The sequence below is a fragment of the Neolewinella maritima genome (assembly GCF_923081025.1).
Lineage (GTDB): Bacteria > Bacteroidota > Bacteroidia > Chitinophagales > Saprospiraceae > Neolewinella > Neolewinella maritima.
Map to the genome: position 1 here is coordinate 97,131 of NZ_CAKLPZ010000002.1, position 19,497 is coordinate 116,627.

Genomic DNA, 19,497 nt, shown 5'->3' on the forward strand with positions numbered 1-19,497 from the left:
TCGCATTCGGATAGCGTTCCGGAAGTGGTCCTCCAGCGTGACGTGCTGATCCGACCTGGTCGGAAGGAGGAAAACCGGCTCTTTAGGGTAGTTCTAAATGGCCCCGCGGCAGCACCCCGCGGTGAAGTAATGGCGTGCTTAAGAGATCGAATGAGTAAACGACTAATCAAAGTTGCGAAGGAATTGAACGTGGCCACCTCGACCCTGGTCGAGTACCTGAGCGGACGAGGCTTCGACATTGAGAACAAACCCACTGCGCCCGTCAACGGCGAGATGGAATCTGCCCTGCGCCAGGAATTCGCCAAGGCGATCTCCGACAAGCAGAAGGCCAGTAAGATGGAGTTCGGTACCCGGCCCACCGCGGCGCCCGTACCGCCGCCGCCACCGCCCCCACCCCCCGTCGTGCGCAGTGCCACCCCGGCCCCGCCCCCACCGGCACGCCCCACCGGAGTACCGGCCCCGCCACCCGTGCAGCGCCCGGCTCAGCCGGTAGCTAAGGCTACCCCGCCGGCTGACGCCACACCCACCCCGGCTAAGACGGAACCCGCAGCAGCGCCTGCCGCGCCTGCGCCCGAAAAGGAAGCGGACACCCCGCCCACCCGCGACGTACCCGGCCTGAAGGTGATGGGTAAGATCGATCTGGACGCCACCAGGCGCCGGCCCGCAAAATCCGCCGCCAAGAAGCCAGCGCCCGCACCGAAGCCCGCCGCACAGCGCGCGCCGACCGAGCCGGCTGCCCCCAAGGCGCCCGCCCCGCAGTCCGCCAAGCCAAGCGCCGAGCCCGCCACGGCGAAGGCCGCAGCGGAGCCTCCGACTACCGAGGTAAAGGCTACGACCGACAAGCCCGATATGCACGTCACCGCCGAGCCTAAGCTCCGCGGACTCAAGGTGCTCGGTAAGATCGAGATCAAGAAGCCCGAAAAACGGGGTGCCAGCACGACCGACGATAGCCGCAAGAAGCGCAAGCGCAAAAAGATCACCACCGGACCACCTCAGACCGGCGGTAGCCGCAGCGGTGGCGGACGCAACGACCGCGGCCGCACCGGCGGGCGCAACGACGAGCCCAAGGAGGTATCCGCCAAGGATATCGAAGACAAGATCAAGGCCACTATGGCCCGTCTGCAGGGCGGTGGCAAGAAAAAACGCCAGCGCCAGCGCCGGGACAACCGCGATCGCATCCGCGAAAAGCAGGAAGCGATGCTCGACGAGCAGACCACCGACAAGCTACAGCTCACGGAGTTCGTCACGGCACAGGAACTGGCCAATATGATGGACGTCGGTATCGGCGAGGTCATCACGGCCTGTATGAACGCCGGCGTGATCGTATCGATCAACCAGCGCCTGGACGCCGAGATCATCGAGCTGGTCGCCGAAGAATTCGACCACGAGGTAGAATTCATCAGCGTAGACGAGACCGAGGAGGACGAGGAAGAATTCTTCGACGCTCCGGAAGACCTGCAGTCCCGCCCGCCGATCGTGACCGTCATGGGCCACGTCGATCACGGTAAGACCTCGCTGCTCGACCGCATCCGCGACACCAACGTCATCGGTGGAGAGGCCGGCGGCATCACCCAGCACATCGGTGCCTACGAAGTGACCCTGGCCAACGGCAAGGAAATTACCTTCCTGGATACACCGGGTCACGAGGCCTTTACGGCCATGCGTGCACGGGGTGCCAAGGTCACCGACATCGCCATCATCATCATTGCCGCGGACGACAACGTGATGCCCCAGACCAAGGAGGCAATCAGTCATGCCGAAGCCGCCGGTGTACCGATGATCTTCGCCATCAATAAGATCGACCGCCCGGGCTCCAACCCCGACCGCATCAAGACCGAACTGGCCAGCATGGGCTATCAGGTCGAGGAGTGGGGCGGTAAGTACCAGTCGCAGGAGATCAGCGCGCTGGCCGGTACCGGTATCGATGAACTACTCGAAAAAGTGCTGCTCGAAGCCGAAATGCTCGAGCTCAAAGCCAACCCCGACCGCGCCGCCGTAGCTACCGTACTGGAAGCTTCGCTGGAGAAGGGCCGTGGCTACGTCACCAAGATTCTGGTGCAGCACGGTACGCTGCGCGTGCAGGACATCCTGGTAGCGGGAGAGGCCAGTGGCCGCGTCCGCGCCATGTTCAACGAACGCAATAAGCGGGTCAAGGAAGTAGGCCCCGGTACGCCGGTGCTGCTGCTCGGACTCGACGGTGCCCCCCAGGCCGGTGAGATCATGAAGGTGATGCCCAGCGAGCAGGAAGCCCGTCAGCTCGCCAGCCGCCGCGCACAGATCAGCCGCGAACAGGCCAACCGCGCCGCCAAGCGCGTCTCGCTCGACGAGATCGGGCGCCGCCTCGCACTGGGTACCTTTAAGGAGCTCAACCTGATCGTGAAGGGCGATGTGGACGGATCGGTAGAAGCCCTCTCTGACTCGCTCATCAAGCTCTCGCAGGAGACCGTACAGGTAAACGTGATCCACAAGGCCGTCGGCCAGATCATCGACTCCGACATCCTGCTGGCTACGGCCTCGGATGCCATCATCGTCGGCTTCCAGGTACGTCCGAGCTCTTCGGCCCGTAAGCTGGCCGAGCGCGAAGGTGTCGAGATCAACACCTACTCGATCATCTACGAAGCCATCGACGAGATCAGCAGCGCCATCGAAGGCATGCTGGAACCGACGCGGGAAGAGAAGACGACCTGTCAGGTCTCCGTCCGCGAAGTATTCAAGATCTCGAAGGTGGGTACCATCGCCGGTTGTTTTGTCGAAGAAGGCAAGATCACCCGCAATACCCTCATCCGCGTGATCCGCGACGGCATCGTAGCCTTCCCCCTCAAGGAAGGTCAGGTCGGCGAGCTCGCCAGCCTCAAGCGCTTCAAGGACGACGTCAAGGAAGTACGCAATGGCATGGAGTGTGGTCTCAACATCAAGAACTTCAACGACATCAAAGAAGGTGACGTGATCGAAGGCTACGAGATCGTCGAGATCAAGCAGAAGATGCAGAGTAACTAAAGGAGTTAGGGAGTGAAGGGGTTACGGAGAAGCACTAAAAGCCTTAACCCCCTTACTCCCTCATCCCTTAACCCCTTGACCCCATGTGCGGACGCTACAGTGTAGTCATCGATGAAGCCAAGCTGAGGAAGCAGTTCTCTAAGGAGCTCACTACTCCTCCGACCGGCCTGCCGACCAACTACAACATGGCCCCCACCCAGAACGGCCTGGTCATCACGGATGCCGCGCCCGACCGACTGTCGGCCTTCCGCTGGGGTCTGGTGCCCTTCTGGGCCAAGGACCTCAAGGTGGGTGCCCGCATGATCAACGCCCGCAGCGAAGGGATCGAGGATAAACCGAGCTTCCGCAAGCCCATTCGCGAACGCCGCTGCCTGGTCATCGGTGACAGCTTTTACGAGTGGCAGCGCAGGGACGGCGGCAAGCAACCCTTCCGCATCTTACCCGCCGACGATCGCCTCTTAGTCATGGCCGGCATCTGGGAGCAGTGGAACCCCAAGGACGGTAGTGAGCCGGTCTTCACCTACTCCGTCATAACCGGTGCGCCGAACGCGGAGATGGCCCCGATCCACGACCGCATGCCCATGCTGCTGCTGGATGAAGAGCGACAGAGCCGGTGGCTGAACCCTGACGCCGCGCTGCCGGACATTCTTTCCCTACTACAGACTCCGGCCGACGGTACGCTCAGAACCTACGCTGTATCGGCTAAGGTGGGCAATGTGCGCAACAACGGTCCGGAACTCCACCAGGCCGCTGAAGCAGCTTAGACCATGGTAGGTGCTGCTCCCCGCATCGTACGCGCTACCCCGGCCGATCTGCCCGCCATCGAGCGGATCGCCCGCCTGACCTGGCCCGAGACCTTTAAGGGTATTCTTTCTACCGATCAGATCGCCTATATGCTCGACCGCATGTACCGCCCCGCCGCACTCACCGCACAACTCGCGCAGGGACACGTATTCGATCTGCTGCTGGATGCGGACCGTACGACCGACGACTACAGCGGACAGACCGGCATGCGCTACCGTCCGGTAGGCTACGTGAGTCATGAGCTGGACTACGCTCCCGGTATCACCAAGATCCATAAGCTGTACCTGCTACCGGGTGCGCAGGGGCAGGGCTTCGGCCGTTTGCTGATCGACCACGTCGCCCGGGCCGCCCGCAGGGCCGGCCAGCAGCATCTCCGCCTGGATGTCAACTACCAGAACAGCGCGGTAGACTTCTATAGCTACCTGGGGTTTGCCAAGATCGGCCGGTTCGATACCGACATCGGGGAAGGCTACCTCATGGAGGACTGGCGCATGGAGCGTCCGCTCTAGACCCGCTCGTAGCGGGCGCGCACGAACATGAAGATGCCGTAGGCCAGCAGGCCTAGTCCTACGATGACCAGCAGGGCTGCGCCGTAGCTCTGGTCTTCGATGAACGACAGGGCCTCCCCGATGCCCCGAAACTGGCTGGCGTCGTCCATGGTCGCCGCCTTGAACAGGGAGAAAGAAATAACACCATATACGATGAAGCGCGCCGTGAGGCCCACCTCGCCGGTACGCTGGAACACCTCCCGCTGGTCTTCGCTGAGTTGCTGCCCCTCGATCCTGTCCATGTGCTTATCCTTTACCGCGCGGTAGAGCTGAAATATGGCCACGCCGGCCATGATCAGCGCGATCGCACCCACTACGTAGGGTCCCCAACTTTTACTGAGCAATTGCGCGATGATGTCCTGCTTGTCCTGGCCGCCACCGCCGCCACCTCCGAAGGCCAGTTTGAAGGCCTGCGCGCTCAGCACGCCGTAGGCCGTGCCGCTCACCGCGTAGGCGATGCGCTTCACGATGCCCTCCTTATCCTTTCCCTCGTTCTTTTTGTCCTGCACCGCCGTATACCAGCGCCAGCTACAGTAGGCCAGCAGGCCCAGTCCGATCAGGAAGAGCAGCACCTGGCCGAAGGGGTTGGTACCGATCCACTTGATCACGGCCTTCGGTCCGCTATTGGAGCCGCTCGCGCCCCCGACCACTCCCGCAATGGCGAATATGCCGATGAGGCTATAGACGATGCCCTTGGCCGTATAGCCAGTGATAAACAGTTTATTCTCGGTAGACTTACTCAGTGCCATGGTGCGTGCTTTGTGGTATATGGTCGTACACACACCTATTGTTCGGAAGCGGGCGCGTACGCGGGTGCAAAGGGTACACGGACAGCCACACCGTGAAATTGACCTACCTTCGCCGCAAAGTGAATGGACTATGGCCGTTGATGTACTCTTAGGGCTCCAGTGGGGCGATGAAGGCAAGGGAAAGATCGTAGATGTACTGGCCCCGCAGTACGATATCATCGCCCGCTTTCAGGGCGGCCCCAATGCCGGGCATACCCTCATCTTCGACGGCAAGAAATTCGTACTCCACACCGTCCCCTCCGGCATCTTCCGCCAGCAGCAGCTCAACCTGATCGGCAACGGCGTGGTCATCGACCCCATCACGCTAAGCAAGGAACTCGACGAGCTCGACGCCGCCGGGATCGACTACCAGGACCGGCTCTTCGTAGCCCGCAAGGCCCACATCATCCTGCCCACTCACCGCCTGCTCGATGCTGCACGCGAACACGCCAAGGGGGAGCGCAAGATCGGCTCCACCCTCAAGGGCATCGGACCTACCTATATGGACAAGACCGGCCGCAACGGCCTGCGGGTGGGCAACCTGGCCGCTCCGGACTTCCAGGAGCGCTACGACCGCCTGAAGGAAAAGCACCTGCAGCTGGTGGGGCTGTACCCCTACATCGAGTTTGATCTGGCCAAGGAGGAAAAGGCCTGGTTCACCGCCGTGGAACGACTACGCGCTCTGCCCTTCGTAGATGGGGAGTACTACATCAACGACGCGTTAAAACAGGGTAAGAAGGTACTGGCCGAGGGCGCCCAGGGCAGTATGCTAGACATCGACTTCGGCACCTACCCCTACGTGACTTCGTCCAACACCATCACGGCGGGCGTCTGCACCGGACTCGGGGTAGCCCCCCAGCAGATCGGCGAGGTCATCGGCATCACCAAGGCTTACTGCACCCGCGTGGGCGGCGGCCCCTTCCCTACCGAACTGACGGACGGAACCGGTGAATTTCTGCGCAAGGAAGGCGCGGAGTTCGGCGCTACCACAGGTCGGCCCCGCCGCTGCGGCTGGATCGATCTGGTGCAACTGCGCTACACCATCATGCTCAGTGGCGTGACCCAGCTGGTCGTCACGAAGGTCGACGTGCTCAATAAATTCGAGACCATCCGGGCCGCTGACAGCTATCTGGTTGATGGTGATGCCTCCCGCGAGCTCCCCTTTGATCTGGTGCACGAGAACTACGAAGCCGTGTACACCGACCTGACCGGCTGGCATAGCGATCTGACGGGCGTAAAGAAAGAACGTGAACTACCGCAGGCCTGTATGGACTACGTGAAGTACCTGGAAGATAAGCTGGACACACCGGTAACGATGGTGAGTACCGGGCCGGACCGGGAGGAACTGGTAGTGCGCTAGCACGAGACGATACCCCTTAAGCAAAGCAGTGGTCCGTAGCGTTACATATCCAACCAACCACAGGTCTCCATGCACCGAGGTACACTCCTATTACTCCCCTTGTTTGTACTCCTCACCGGCTTCGGGCTATACCAGGCTGCCAACTACACGATTACGGAGGACTACTCCATTCGCTTCGACGGCAGCGGGGCGGAGGGCACCTTCAGGGGGCTGAGCGGCACGATCGTTTTCGACCCGAATGACCTGGCGAGCGCCCGAATGGACGTACGGCTAGAGTCGGCCACCATCGCTACCGGAAACACGACGAAGGATCGCCACGCCCGTGGAGAAAAATGGTTCGACGTGGAGCGGTATCCGTACATCAGCTTTGTAGCTACTGATTTCATGCGCGACGCGGCGGGCTACGTGGCCGAGGGGGAGCTGACCCTGCACGGCGTGCGCAAGACCGTACGGCTACCGTTCACCCTTACGGAAACCGCCGAGGGGGGGTGTTCACGGGGCGTATGACGATCAACCGCGAGGCGTTCGGCATCGAGGGGCCCTGGCTGGCCTTTACCGTGGGGGAGGAGTTTGACGTACAGTTGTCGGTGCCAGTCCGGAAATGAGCGTTCGCCAGCGACCCTACTCGAAATGCTTCCAGCCCTGCGCCTGGATGGGGTGGATGTTACCACCCTTGGTGTGCAGCTTGATACCGTCCTCCCGGGCTACGATCTCGCCGGAGATGTAGAGATCCGGCAGGAAGCGGATCTTCTCCGTGTCCTTTGGGTCAATGGTGAACAGCAGCTCGTAGTCTTCGCCGCCGGAAAGTGCGGTAGTGATGGGGTCCAGGTTGAACTCCAGGGCCTGCAGTTGGGCATCGTTGTGGATCGGTACGCCGCTCTCCTCGATCACGGCACCTACGCCGCTGGCCTTGCAGATGTGGAACAGCTCACTGGCCAGTCCGTCGCTGATGTCGATCATGGAGGTGGGTACGATACCTTCCTTGGCGAACAGGTCGACCATATCGGTGCGCGCCTCCGGGCGGAGCTGCCGCTGCAGCAGGTAGGCGGCGTATTCGCCCATTTCGGGCTGCATATCCGGATTATCCTTGAAGACCGCCTTTTCGCGCTCCAGCAACTGCAGGCCGAGGTAGGCACTGCCCAGGTTGCCGGTGATGCAGATCAGGTCGCCCACCTTGGCCCCGCTGCGCCGCGTGATGCGCCCCGCCGGTGCCCGCCCGATGGCCGTGACGCTGATGATCAGTCCCTTGGTGGAGCTGGTGGTGTCGCCGCCGACCAGGTCCACACCATATTGCTTGCAGGCGGCCTGCACGCCGGCGTAGAGCTCGTCCAGGGCCTCGACGGAGAAGCGGTTGCTCAGGGCGATGCTGAAGGTGATCTGCTCGGGCCGGGCATTCATGGCCGCGATGTCGGACAGGTTAACGGTGACGGCCTTATAGCCCAGGTGCTTCAGGGGCGTATAGGCAAAGTCGAAGTGGATGCCCTCGACCAGCATATCGGTGCTCACTACGATCTGCTCGGCGCCGGCGTCGATGATGGCCGCGTCATCGCCTACCCCGAGCACCGTGGTCGGCTGCCGGTTGGTGAAGCCCTGCGTGAGGTGATCGATGAGTCCGAATTCGCCTAGGGTATTTACGTCAGTACGCTGCATAGTGGGGAGTTGCTAGTGGAGAACCGCTAAGGTGGGATTGGGTTGGCCTTCGCGGTCCGGCTGCTTACCTTGCACCTGCGAGCCCGCCCCAACGTAACACCTCCCCCCCGAATGGCCAGTGTAGATATCGAAGCCCTCAACCAACAGATCCGCGTAGACAGCGAAGTCGTGCAGCGTATCCGCCAGGAAACCGCCAAGGTGATCGTGGGTCAGGAAAATATGATCGACCGCCTGCTGCTGGGCCTGCTGAGCCGCGGCCACATCCTGCTGGAGGGCCTGCCCGGACTGGCCAAAACGCTGGCCATCAAGACGCTGAGCCAGACGATCAGCGCCGAGTTCAGCCGCATCCAGTTTACGCCCGATCTGCTGCCGGCCGATATCGTGGGCACGATGATCTACAACCCGACGCTGAACGACTTCAGCGTACGCAAGGGACCGGTGTTTGCCAACTTCGTACTGGCCGACGAGATCAACCGCGCGCCGGCTAAGGTGCAGTCCGCCCTGCTGGAAGCCATGCAGGAACGGCAGGTGACGATCGGCACCGAGACCTTCAAACTGGAGGAGCCCTTCCTGGTACTGGCCACCCAGAACCCCATCGATCAGGAGGGTACCTACACCCTGCCCGAGGCGCAGACCGACCGCTTCATGCTCAAGGTCAATATCGGCTACCCCACCCGCGAAGACGAGCGCCTGATCATCCAGCGCAACCTCGGGGCGGGCTTCGCTACGATCAATCCGGTAGCCACTACGGCGGATATCATGCGCGCCCGCGAGTCGGTCCGCAAGATCTACATGGACGACAAGATCGAGCGCTACATCATCGACATCGTCTTCGCCACCCGCGAGCCGGAGGCCTACCGCCTGGGCGACCTCAAGCCGCTCATCAACTACGGCGGCAGCCCCCGCGCCAGCATCAACCTGGCCCTGGCCGCTAAGGCGCAGGCCTTTATCGAACGACGCGGCTACGTGACGCCCGAAGACGTGCGCTCGGTCTGCGAAGACGTGCTGCGGCACCGCATCGGGCTCACCTACGAGGCCGAAGCCGAGAACATCAAGCAGGAAGACATCATCAGCCGGGTGCTGAACGTGGTGGAGGTACCGTAGGGGTAAGTCGTCCACCGACGCTCGCGCAGCTTGCTTCGTCGGCCGACCGGTAGCGCGTAACTTAGGAGCATGAAGTACGCGCTACTGCTCCTCCTACTTCCCTTCCTGATGTACGTCGGACTCCAGCAGCGTCCACCGGCAAGTCAGCACGCAAGCGCGGCAGTCCCCAACATCATCCTCTTTCTGGCCGACGACTGGTCCTACCCCCACGCCGGCGCGTACGGCGATCCGGTAGTACAGACCCCCAACTTCGACCGGCTGGCTGCGGGTGGGATGTTGTTCACCAACGCCTATACGGCCAGCCCGAGCTGTAGCCCATCGCGGGCCAGTATCCTGACCGGACGGTACCCCCACCAGAACGGCGAGGCCGGTAACCTCTGGTCGGAATTTCCGGCCGACGCAGTGACCTATACCACGCAACTGGAGCAGGCCGGCTACTTGGTCGGGCACGATCAGAAGGGCTGGGGCCCCGGTGACTGGCAGCGCACCGGCTGGCCCCACAACCCGGCGGGAAAACGGTACACCGACTTTACCGAGCTGCTGGCGGAGCGGACGGATGGCCAGCCCTTCTGCTATTGGTTCGGCAGCCAGGACCCGCACCGCGAGTACCTCACCAACCTGGGTGCCTGGAGTGGGATGGAGGCAGACTCCGTGCGCGTACCGGCATTCTTTCCCGACCTGCCCTGCGTACGCAACGACCTGCTCGACTACTACGCCGAAGTGGAGCGCTTCGACCGGCACGTGGGGGAGATCGTGGACCTGCTGCGGGCCCGGGGCGAGCTCGACAATACCCTCATTATCGTTACCAGTGACAACGGGATGCCCTTCCCCCGCGCCAAGGCGAACCTCTACGACGCCGGCACCCGTATGCCCTTCGTAACCCACTGGCCGGCCCGCATTCCGGCGGGTACGGTGCGTGATTCCTACGTCAACCTGGCCGCGCTGGCCGCCACGTTTCTCCAGGCGGCGGGGACGCAGGTGCCCGGGGAAATGGAACTACCCGGCCTGCTCGACCAGTTGACGGACCCCGCTGCGGTGGGTAGTGAGCGGGTATTCCTCGAGCGGGAGCGCCACGCCCAGGTACGGGCCGACTCGGGCAGCTACGCCATGCGGGCGGTGCGCACGGACAGCTTCCTCTACATCCGTAATTACTTTCCGGAGCGGTGGCCGGCCGGCGATCCCGAAGCCGTACGCAGTGTAGGGGCCTACGGCGATGTAGATAATTCGATCACGAAAATGCTCATGCTGGCCGGCGACCGGCCAGCGGGTGATACCACCGACTATTACCGGCTAGCTTTCGGCAAGCGCCCTGGAGAGGAGCTGTACGACCTGCGGCGCGACCCGGAGCAGGTCACTAATGTTGTACAGTCAGCGACCTACGCATCCGCCCGCCGGCAGCTAGCGGCCAGCGTAGATCGGTGGATGGAGCGGACGGGCGATCCACGTGCCGCGGAGCCACGCACGCTGTTTTGGGACCGGGTGCGGTATACACCCGATTATGGAAGGCGCACCTTCGATCGGGACGCTTATATCGCGGCGTACCGCTACGCTGCGAGCACCGACCACACCCACTTTACGCTACGCGCATGCCGTGAGTAGGCTGCGCCGGTAGAAGGCCAACCATTTTCCCTCCTCAGACCTTCATATGAACGATCCATCATGTAATAGTAGCAGTATGACCATCGAGCAGATTTATACCGGATGCCTGGCCCAGGGGGCGTACTACATTGAGTCCGCCGGGGAAGCCGCCGTCATCGATCCCCTGCGGAGTCCGGCACCCTACCTACAGCGTGCCCGCGAGGCCGGCGATACGGTGAAGTACATCTTCGAGACCCACTTCCACGCTGACTTCGTGAGCGGCCACCTCGACCTGGCCCGGGAGACCGGTGCACAGATCGTCTACGGTCCCGGAGCAAAGACGGACTACGAAAAGTACGAGGCTACGGACGGGGAGGAATTCTCGCTCGGCGACGTGACCATCCGCGCCCTGCACACCCCCGGCCATACCCTGGAGAGTACCACCTATTTGTTGCTCGACGAGCAGGGTACTCCAAAGGCGATCTTTAGCGGCGACACGCTCTTCATCGGGGATGTAGGCCGCCCGGACCTGGCTCAGCAAAAGGGTGCCCTGACCAAGGAAGACCTGGCCGGCCTGCTGTACGACAGCCTGCGGCGCAGGATCATGGTACTGCCCGACGACGTGATCGTCTATCCCGCCCACGGAGCCGGCTCGGCCTGCGGCAAGAAGATGAGCCGCGAAACCACCGATACCCTCGGTAATCAGAAAGCGACGAACTACGCCCTGCGGGCGGATATGACGCGCGAGGAGTTTATTCGGGAGGTCACCGAGGGCCTGCTCCCCCCACCGGCCTACTTCAGCGAGAATGTGCGCATGAACAAGGCCGGCTACGAGTCCTTCGATACGGTCATGGACCGGGGGGCCGTAGCACTCACTCCCAAACAGTTCGAGGAAGTCGCTAACCGGGAGGCCGCGCTGGTGCTGGACGTACGGGCGAAGGAAGATTTCGTGCGCGGCTTCATCCCCAACAGCATATTTATCGGCATCGACGGCAGTTTTGCTCCCTGGGTGGGCGAGCTGATTCCGGACCTGCAGCAGCCTATTCTACTGGTGACCGATCCCGGTCGGGAAGCCGAGACGGTAGAACGGCTAAGCCGCGTCGGCTACGACAACGCCCTGGGATACCTTGATGGTGGCATCGCAGCCTGGCGCGACTACGGGGGTGAGCTAGATACCATCGATACAATACGGGCGGCAAACTTTCGTCCCGCCGCGGATGCCCACATCATCGACGTGCGCAAGGACAGCGAGTTTGCCGGGGGGCACCTGCGTCGTTCGCTGAACCTCCCCCTGGCCGACTTCTCCGCCGCCATGAAGCAGCTCGATACCGGTACGGAATACTACGTGCACTGTGGCAGTGGCTACCGCTCCACCATTGCCAGCAGTATCCTGAAGTCGCGGGGCTTCGACCGGGTGATCAATGTACAGGATAAGGTGGCCGATATTTTGGCGACCGAGTCCGTGGACGTCTAGCCGGCTTTGTCCTTCCTTCACTCCTGGTTCCCCCTTCCCGCTGACTATCGTCGCGGGGGGATCCGCCGCGACGCCGTGGCGGGTCTGACGCTGGGCGTCGTCCTGATCCCCCAGGCTATGGCCTACGGACTTCTGGCGGGGGTAGAACCGGTATACGGACTGTACGCCGCCCTGATCCCCCTGCTGGTGTATACGCTGCTGGCGAGTACGCCGCACGTCTCGGTAGGGCCTACGGCACTGGCGAGTCTGCTCTGCCTGAACGGACTGGCGGGCGTAGCCGAGGTGGGTACGCCGGAATACCTGGGCTACGCCGTACTACTGGCGGGGCTAACCGGCCTGATCCAGCTGCTCTTTGGGGTACTACGGCTGGGGGGGCTGGTGAGTCTGCTGAGCCGGCCGGTGCTATCGGGCTTCGTCTCGGCGGCGGCCGTGCTGATCGTAGCCTCCCAGATCAAATTGCTGCTGGGATTGGACATGCCGCGTACGGCCTACCTCTACGATACGGTGGTGGAGGTAGTACGCCACCTGAATACCTGGCAGTGGCCCACGGCGGCCCTCGGCTTGGGCACCCTGCTCCTGCTGCTGGCCGGTAAGCGTTGGACGCCCCGCGCGCCGGTCCTGCTATTCTGTATCGTGGCGGCTACCCTGCTGGTGTACCTGCTGCGGCTAGACCGAGTGGGGGGTATTGCCGTAGTGGGGGCGATTCCGGCCGGGCTACCCGGTTTCGCCGTACCGGAGATGAACTGGTCCACCGCTCTGGCGCTGCTGCCGACCGCGCTGATCCTGGCTCTCATCAGCTTTGTGGAGACGCTGTCGATCGGCAACACCTTCGCCACCCGCCATGGGTACTACCGCATCAAGCCCAACCGGGAGCTCGTCGCACTGGGGGTGTCGAAGATCCTGGGAAGCTTTTTCGGGGCTATTCCTACTTCGGCGAGTTTCAGCCGCTCGGCCGTCGTGGAGGAGGGGGGCGGACGCGGACCGGTCAGTGGACTGGTGGCGGTGCTGCTGCTCGTGCTGGTCCTGTTGTTCCTTACCCCACTGTTCTACTACCTGCCGCTGCCGATGCTGGCGGCGGTCATCGTGTTCTCGGTGGGCAAGCTGTTCGACCTGGCGGAAATGCGGCGGTTGGGGCGGCTGGCTCCGCGGGAACTGGCCGTGCTGCTGGTCACCTTCGGATTCACCCTGTTTGCCGGACTACAGTATGGTATCGCGGGAGGGGTGGTGCTATCACTGGTCTTTGTCTTCATGCGTGCGGCCAGGCCTCATCTGGCCGAGTTGGGCCGGGTGGCGGGCACGAATGCCTTTCGCAACGTGAGCCGTTTTACGGACGCGGAGGTAGACCCCAGTCTGCTGATCGTGCGCTTCGACGCCGAGCTGTACTTCGGCAATGCGGAGTACTTTGGCGATCGCATTCTGGCGATGGTCGAGGAGCGAGGCGAACAGTTGGAGGCCGTCCTGCTCGATGCCCATACCATCAACGACCTGGACACCACGGGGCTTTATGCCCTGGAGCAATTGTACGATCAGTTGGAGCGTCGCGAGCTGGCGTTCTACCTGGCGGGGGTGATCGGTCCGGTACGCGACCGGCTGTTCCATGCCGGCCTGATGCAGCGCATGGGGGTCGAGCGATATTTCCTGTCCATTCAGGATGCGATCCGCTACCACCGGGACCGGGATGTGCGGCGAAACTGGGACCTGCCCGCCGTGCAGCATGACTGAATTTGGAATATTTGTCGGCTGACCAACGCAATGAAGGTAAAACACCGTCTAGCTAGTATACTTAGGTGTACTACTAGGCGTTAGCCGTGCGGCATGTAAACACCCCATTCAATATCGGGGTATATGTCTGTAATGCTGTTAATACAGCTAGCATACCCTTTTTAAAGTTTAAACACCATTACATATGACTAAGCATTTTAACCTTCTGACGCTATTCCTCTGCGTCATGGTACTGGGTTTCTCCGCCTGCGACGACGACGAGGACCAGACCAACAATCCCGTCATTGGGTCCATTACCGACATTGTACAGGGAAGCGCTGACTTCACTACCCTGGCTGCCGCGCTGCAGCGTACCGGGCTGGACAGTCGGCTGGATCAGGCTACGGGTAGATTCACCGTATTCGCCCCCACGGATGCCGCCTTCCAAGCCGCCGGTGTGGACCTGGCCGCGCTCTCCGATGCCGAGCTGACCAACATCCTCGCCTACCACGTGCTTTCCGGTACCGTGATCCGCGATGGCGACATCGCCAGTGGCCGCTCCACCCAAAGTTCCTTTAATACCAGCAACCCCGGCGGTGCGGCCCTGCCCCTGACCTTCGACAACGACGGCAGCACGATCCGCATCAACGACATGGCCAACGTAACCGGAGATCGCATCCAGGCGGTCAACGGATCGATCTACGCCATCGATATGCTGCTTATGCCCCCCAGCATCGTAGACGGTGCCGTACTGGACGGTCGTTTTACTACGCTGATCACAGCCCTGGAGCGTACCGGGCTGGACGACGTGCTCTCCGACACGGGTGCCTACACCGTATTCGCGCCTACGGACGCCGCATTCACCGCCCTGGGCCGTGACCTCGACCTGATCACGGAGGAAGAGTTGCGTGAGATTCTGCTGTACCACGTAATTGGTGCTAACATTCTCGCTGCGGACATCCCCGGTGGCATGTCCTTCCAGACCACGCTGAACACGGAAGGTCCCGACGAATCCCCCCTATCGCTGCTGATCAACTCGGCCGGTGACAGCGTCATGATCAACCAATCCTCAAATGTGGTAGCTACCGACGTGATCGCCACTAACGGTGTGATACACGCTGTGGATATGGTGCTTATGCCACAGAGCGTGGTAGATTTCGTGGTGAAGACCAGCATGCTGGATTCCCTGCAGGCTGCCCTGACGGCAGCCGGCCAGGTGGATGATCTGGACGGCGATGGCCCCTATACCGTGTTCGCTCCGGTCAATGCCGCGTTCACCGCTGCCGCTGACACCGTAGCTACCCTCGATATGGATCAACTCCGGGAAGTGCTGCTCAACCACGTCATCGTAGGTGCCAACAACCGCTCTGAAGATGTAGAGGAAGGATCCATCACCACGGCTAGTATGGAAGACATCGACGTGGTGATCAACCAGGATGCCGACGGCAACGACCTGCCCCCCGTACTCATCACGTCCGATAGCACCCAGGTAAATTTCACCACCTTCGATATTCAGGGTACCAACGGTGTCATCCACCTGATCGACGGCGTGCTACTGCCCGACCTGGACAACTAGGGTCAACCAATACGGGAGCAAAGCGTTATCTTTGCCAAACAAGGCCGTAAAAAGCAGGAGAGGGAATCGCGAGGTTCCCTCTTTTTTGTGTCCCCCATAGTCAAACCGGACGGAGGAATGAATTAAACGCGGTGCAGTCGCAACATGGAAGAAACGATTACTAATTTACTGGATACGTACTTCACCACGGAGGAGGAATTTGCCGACTGCTTCGTAGTCGACATCACCCACTCCAATAAGCGGCTCGAAGTGTTCGTAGACAGCGACTCGGCGATGACCTTCGGTAAGTGTCAGCGTATAAGTCGTTACCTTGAAGGCTACCTCGATGAGGAAAAGCCCCTCGGCGAGGAGTATATGCTGAACGTGAGTAGCCCCGGCGTAGACCGTCCGCTCAAGTTCTACCGGCAGTACCTGAAGAACATCGGGCGTACGTTGGAAGTGACCAGCACCGACGGAGAGACCTACACCGGCCAGCTCAAGGCAGCCACCCCTACCGAGATCGTGCTGGAAGCCAAACGGCGCATCAAGGAAGGCAAACGCAAGAAAACCGTCGTGGAGGACATCACGCTCGCCCACGACGCCATTAAAAAATCCATCGTAAAAATATCCTTTAAGTCATGATGAACCTGGTCGATACCTTCAAGGAATTCAGCTCGGGCAAAGCCATCGACAGCCCCACCATGGTGCGGGTACTCGAAGACGTGTTCCGCACCCTGATCAAAAAGAAATTCACCACCGACGAGAATTTCGACATCATCGTCAACGCCAATAAGGGAGACCTCGAACTGTGGCGCGTACGTATGATCGTACCCGACGGCGAAGTGACCGACGAGCTGTCCCAGATCTCCTTTTCCGAGGCCATCGCCATCGACGAAGACTACGAGATCGGGGAGGAGTGCTACGAGCAGCTGTTCCTCAAGGACTTCGGCCGCCGCAGCATTATGGCCGCCCGGCAGACGCTGATCAGCCGCATTATGGACCTCGAAAAGGACGAGATCTACCGCAGCTACACCGAGCGGGTGGGCGAACTGGTGCTCTGCGAGGTGCAGCAGATCCTGAAGCGCGAGGTACTCGTGATCGACGATGCCAACGGCCGCGAACTGGTCATGCCCCGCATGGAGACAATCCGCGGCGACTACTTCCGCAAGGGAGATATGGTACGCGGCGTGATCAAGGAGGTCGAGATGCGCAACAACAACCCCGTGGTGATCGTGAGCCGCACTGACGAGCGCTTCCTGGCCAAGCTCATGGAGCAGGAGGTGCCCGAGATCGAAGACGGCCTCATCACCATCAAGGGCATCGTGCGCATCCCCGGCGAGCGCGCCAAGGTGAGCGTAGAGAGCTACGACGACCGGATCGACCCCGTAGGTGCCTGTGTAGGCATGAAGGGTTCGCGTATCCACGGTATCGTCCGCGAGCTCAATCAGGAGAACATCGACGTGATCCCCTACACCAATAACACCAACCTCTACATCCAGCGCTCGCTGACCCCCGCACGGGTGTCCAACATCGACATCGATCTGGAGAACCGCCGCGCCAAGGTCTACCTGGAGCCCGATCAGGTCAGCCTGGCCATCGGCAAGGGAGGTACCAACATCAAACTCGCCAGCCGCTTGGTGGAGTTCGAGATCGATGTATACCGCAACAACGAGGTCGAAGTAGACGACGTAGATCTGGAAGAGTTCAGCGACGAGATCGAGTCCTGGGTCATCGATGCCCTTAAGGGGATCGGACTGGACACGGCCCGCTCCGTGATCGAGATGAGCCCCGAGGATCTGGTACGCCGTACCGACCTGGAGGAGGAGACCATCATCAACGTACTACGTACCCTGGCCGCCGAATTCGACGACGTGCGCTACGTCGAGGAATAGGACGCTTCAGTCCCTCTTTTTTTACCCTCAGTGGCCCACCTTTTCGCAAGGGTGGGCCACTGTCAGTTGTCGGCCCGCCGTCTTCTTTCAAATATTTCTGAAAGAATATGTCTGACTATTCATGCGCACTTATTTATAATTTACTGAATATCAGTAAATTACAGATATTATATATTGTAAAGCCCCATCGCATGGAGTAAATCAACCACTGCACGGGGCCTGGATGGTTGCATCTTATCTAACGTTTCCGTAATTTTGGTTCAACAAAAGGCTACGGCCGACACGCTATGATGACCCAGATCGACTTTTTCCACCAATTTGATAAGCAGTCTACTCTTCTACACTCCTTTGCGTATAACCTTACCAAGAATTCTGAGGACGCAAAAGACCTGTACCAGGAAACGGCATTTCGCGCCATGACCAACCGCGATAAGTTTCGTCAGGGCACGAACCTGAAGGCCTGGCTCTTCACCATCATGAAGAACATCTTCATCAACAACTACCGGAAGAAGATGAAGGCCAACACCATCATGGACAATACCGATAACCTGTACTACCTCAACTCAGGTTCGCACGCGATCGAAAATGCCGCCGACAGCAACATCCTGATCAAGGAACTCACCGAGATGATCGACGAGCTGGAGGACTCTACCCGTATCCCCTTCCTGATGCACTATCAGGGCTTCAAGTACCAGGAGATCGCCGACCATCTCCTGCTTCCACTGGGTACGGTGAAGAGCCGCATCTTCTTTGCCCGTAAGGATCTCAAGGCGCAGATCGCCCGTCAGTACGGTAAGCTGCGCGAAAAATAGTGTGTGTATAGTGTTTCCTAATCGTCCCTCTCAGCAACCTGTACTTCTTGTGTAGCTGAAGGTAAGTAACTCAAGAACCAGCCTTTCGGGACCCGTTGCACCTTTGCGGCGGGTCCCTGTTTTTAGTACCTATGGAGCACGACTGGCAAGCTTTTCGCGAGGGCCTACTGGCCTGGTACCGCCCCGACCGCCGGCCTATGCCCTGGAAGGAAAACACCGACCCCTACCGCATCTGGCTCAGTGAGATCATCCTGCAGCAGACGCGGGTGGAGCAAGGCTGGCCCTACTTCGAGCGTTTCGTAGCGGCCTATCCTACCGTAGGTGAGCTGGCTGCCGCCCCGGACGATGCCGTCATGAAGCTCTGGGAAGGATTGGGGTACTACTCCCGGGCCCGTAACCTGCTCCGGGCCGCCCGCACCGTCACCGCCGAGCACGACGGTCGCTTTCCTGATACCTATGCGGGTCTACTGGCGCTTCCCGGTATCGGCCCCTACACGGCGGCGGCCATCGCCTCCTTCGCCTTCGACCGGCAGGTCGCCGTGCTGGATGGCAACGTCTTCCGGGTACTGGCCCGCTACGCCGGCGATGCCACCCCAACGACCACCGGCCCCGGCAGGAAGCACTTCCAGCAACTGGCCGAACGCGCCCTCGGGGATACGCCGGCCGCCCGCTTCAATCAGGCGATCATGGACTTCGGGGCGCTGGTCTGCACGCCCAAACTGGCCGACTGTGCGCACTGTCCCCTAGCTACCTCCTGTCGCGCACTAGCCGAAGAAAAGGTGTACGCGCTGCCGCTGAAGAAACGGAAAACCGCGGTACGCACCCGCTACTTCCACTACCTGGTGATCAAGGATGAGCAAGAGCGCTACTTACTGGAGCAGCGGCCGGCCGGTGACATCTGGCAGTCGCTGTACCAGTTCCCCCTGGTGGAAGCGGAGCGTATCGACCTGAGTCTGCCCCGCTTAACGGCCCACCCGAACTGGCCGGCGGACCTGGCACCCGACCCGCTGCGCCACATGCGCCGGAGTGGGGTCTACCGCCATCAACTGAGTCATCAGACGATCGGGGCGGTGTTTCACGTGCTATCTGTCGGGGACCTCACCGCACCTGCGTACCCGCCCAGTGGGATGTTGGTGGTGCCGCGGGCTGAGTTCGAGCGCTACGCCCTGCCGCGTATCATCACCCGCTTTTTGGAGGATACCAGCCTTACGCTGGGCTTTTGAGCGGGACCTAT

General features: G+C 61.0%; 17 protein-coding genes. 15 read left to right on the forward strand and 2 right to left on the reverse strand.

The genetic code is table 11. The features are described from left to right. The first annotated feature begins 150 nt into the window (after positions 1-150). From infB to MJQ68_RS08820, 3 genes are all read left to right on the forward strand, one after another. Positions 151-2,997: a translation initiation factor IF-2 gene (infB, locus tag MJQ68_RS08810; RefSeq protein WP_238750677.1), complete on the forward strand. Its 2,847-nt coding sequence runs from the start codon at positions 151-153 to the stop codon at positions 2,995-2,997. Positions 2,998-3,080: 83 nt separating this feature from the next. After that, positions 3,081-3,761 (forward strand): SOS response-associated peptidase, encoded by a 681-nt coding sequence (locus MJQ68_RS08815; RefSeq protein ID WP_238750678.1) that lies wholly within the window; start codon positions 3,081-3,083, stop codon positions 3,759-3,761. Between the two features lie 3 nt (positions 3,762-3,764). Further along, positions 3,765-4,310: a GNAT family N-acetyltransferase gene (locus tag MJQ68_RS08820; RefSeq protein ID WP_238750679.1), complete on the forward strand. Its 546-nt coding sequence runs from the start codon at positions 3,765-3,767 to the stop codon at positions 4,308-4,310. Here MJQ68_RS08820 and MJQ68_RS08825 read toward each other — a convergent pair. Then, positions 4,307-5,098 carry a DUF1206 domain-containing protein gene (locus MJQ68_RS08825; protein ID WP_238750680.1) on the reverse strand — a complete coding sequence of 264 codons (792 nt, stop codon included), beginning with the start codon at positions 5,096-5,098 and terminating at the stop codon, positions 4,307-4,309. The genes MJQ68_RS08820 and MJQ68_RS08825 overlap by 4 nt on opposite strands. Before the next feature lie 130 nt (positions 5,099-5,228). Here MJQ68_RS08825 and MJQ68_RS08830 point away from each other — a divergent pair, with 130 nt between their 5' ends. From MJQ68_RS08830 to MJQ68_RS08840, 3 genes are all read left to right on the forward strand, one after another. Next, a complete protein-coding gene (locus MJQ68_RS08830) occupies positions 5,229-6,497 on the forward strand; it encodes an adenylosuccinate synthase (RefSeq protein WP_238750681.1) in 1,269 nt (422 codons plus the stop codon). Between the two features lie 69 nt (positions 6,498-6,566). Then, on the forward strand, positions 6,567-7,004 hold the full coding sequence (locus MJQ68_RS08835; protein ID WP_238750682.1) for a YceI family protein: 438 nt from the start codon (positions 6,567-6,569) through the stop codon (positions 7,002-7,004). Next, complete coding sequence (locus MJQ68_RS08840; RefSeq protein WP_238750683.1) at positions 7,001-7,102, forward strand: YceI family protein; 102 nt, start codon at positions 7,001-7,003, stop codon at positions 7,100-7,102. Before MJQ68_RS08835 ends, MJQ68_RS08840 begins: the two co-directional genes overlap by 4 nt. 16 nt (positions 7,103-7,118) lie before the next feature. On the opposite strand, the gene thiL is transcribed toward MJQ68_RS08840, so the two are convergent. Then, positions 7,119-8,147, reverse strand: a complete 1,029-nt coding sequence (gene thiL / locus MJQ68_RS08845) for a thiamine-phosphate kinase (RefSeq protein WP_238750684.1) — start codon at positions 8,145-8,147, stop codon at positions 7,119-7,121. 111 nt (positions 8,148-8,258) lie between these two features. Here thiL and MJQ68_RS08850 point away from each other — a divergent pair, with 111 nt between their 5' ends. The 9 genes from MJQ68_RS08850 (at position 8,259) to mutY (ending at position 19,486) form a co-directional block, all read left to right on the forward strand. Further along, positions 8,259-9,251 (forward strand): AAA family ATPase, encoded by a 993-nt coding sequence (locus MJQ68_RS08850; RefSeq protein WP_238750685.1) that lies wholly within the window; start codon positions 8,259-8,261, stop codon positions 9,249-9,251. A 69-nt stretch (positions 9,252-9,320) separates the two neighbouring features. Beyond that, positions 9,321-10,850, forward strand: a complete 1,530-nt coding sequence (locus MJQ68_RS08855) for a sulfatase family protein (RefSeq protein WP_238750686.1) — start codon at positions 9,321-9,323, stop codon at positions 10,848-10,850. 76 nt (positions 10,851-10,926) lie between these two features. Continuing rightward, entirely contained in the window at positions 10,927-12,303 is a 1,377-nt protein-coding gene (locus MJQ68_RS08860) for an MBL fold metallo-hydrolase (protein ID WP_238750687.1), read from the forward strand. A 6-nt stretch (positions 12,304-12,309) separates the two neighbouring features. Next, on the forward strand, positions 12,310-14,025 hold the full coding sequence (locus MJQ68_RS08865) for a SulP family inorganic anion transporter (RefSeq protein ID WP_238750688.1): 1,716 nt from the start codon (positions 12,310-12,312) through the stop codon (positions 14,023-14,025). Between the two features lie 184 nt (positions 14,026-14,209). Further along, positions 14,210-15,580 (forward strand): fasciclin domain-containing protein, encoded by a 1,371-nt coding sequence (locus tag MJQ68_RS08870; RefSeq protein WP_238750689.1) that lies wholly within the window; start codon positions 14,210-14,212, stop codon positions 15,578-15,580. Positions 15,581-15,724: 144 nt separating this feature from the next. Beyond that, on the forward strand, positions 15,725-16,201 hold the full coding sequence (locus MJQ68_RS08875) for an LSm family protein (RefSeq protein WP_238750690.1): 477 nt from the start codon (positions 15,725-15,727) through the stop codon (positions 16,199-16,201). Further along, the gene (gene nusA, locus MJQ68_RS08880; protein WP_238751294.1) at positions 16,201-17,451 is read left to right on the forward strand and encodes a transcription termination factor NusA; all 1,251 of its coding nucleotides are present in this window, start codon (positions 16,201-16,203) and stop codon (positions 17,449-17,451) included. The genes MJQ68_RS08875 and nusA overlap by 1 nt, the downstream gene beginning before the upstream one ends. A gap of 290 nt (positions 17,452-17,741) precedes the next feature. Then, a complete protein-coding gene (locus MJQ68_RS08885; protein WP_238751295.1) occupies positions 17,742-18,263 on the forward strand; it encodes an RNA polymerase sigma factor in 522 nt (173 codons plus the stop codon). Positions 18,264-18,394: 131 nt separating this feature from the next. Further along, positions 18,395-19,486: an A/G-specific adenine glycosylase gene (gene mutY / locus MJQ68_RS08890; protein ID WP_238750691.1), complete on the forward strand. Its 1,092-nt coding sequence runs from the start codon at positions 18,395-18,397 to the stop codon at positions 19,484-19,486. Positions 19,487-19,497: the final 11 nt, after the last annotated feature.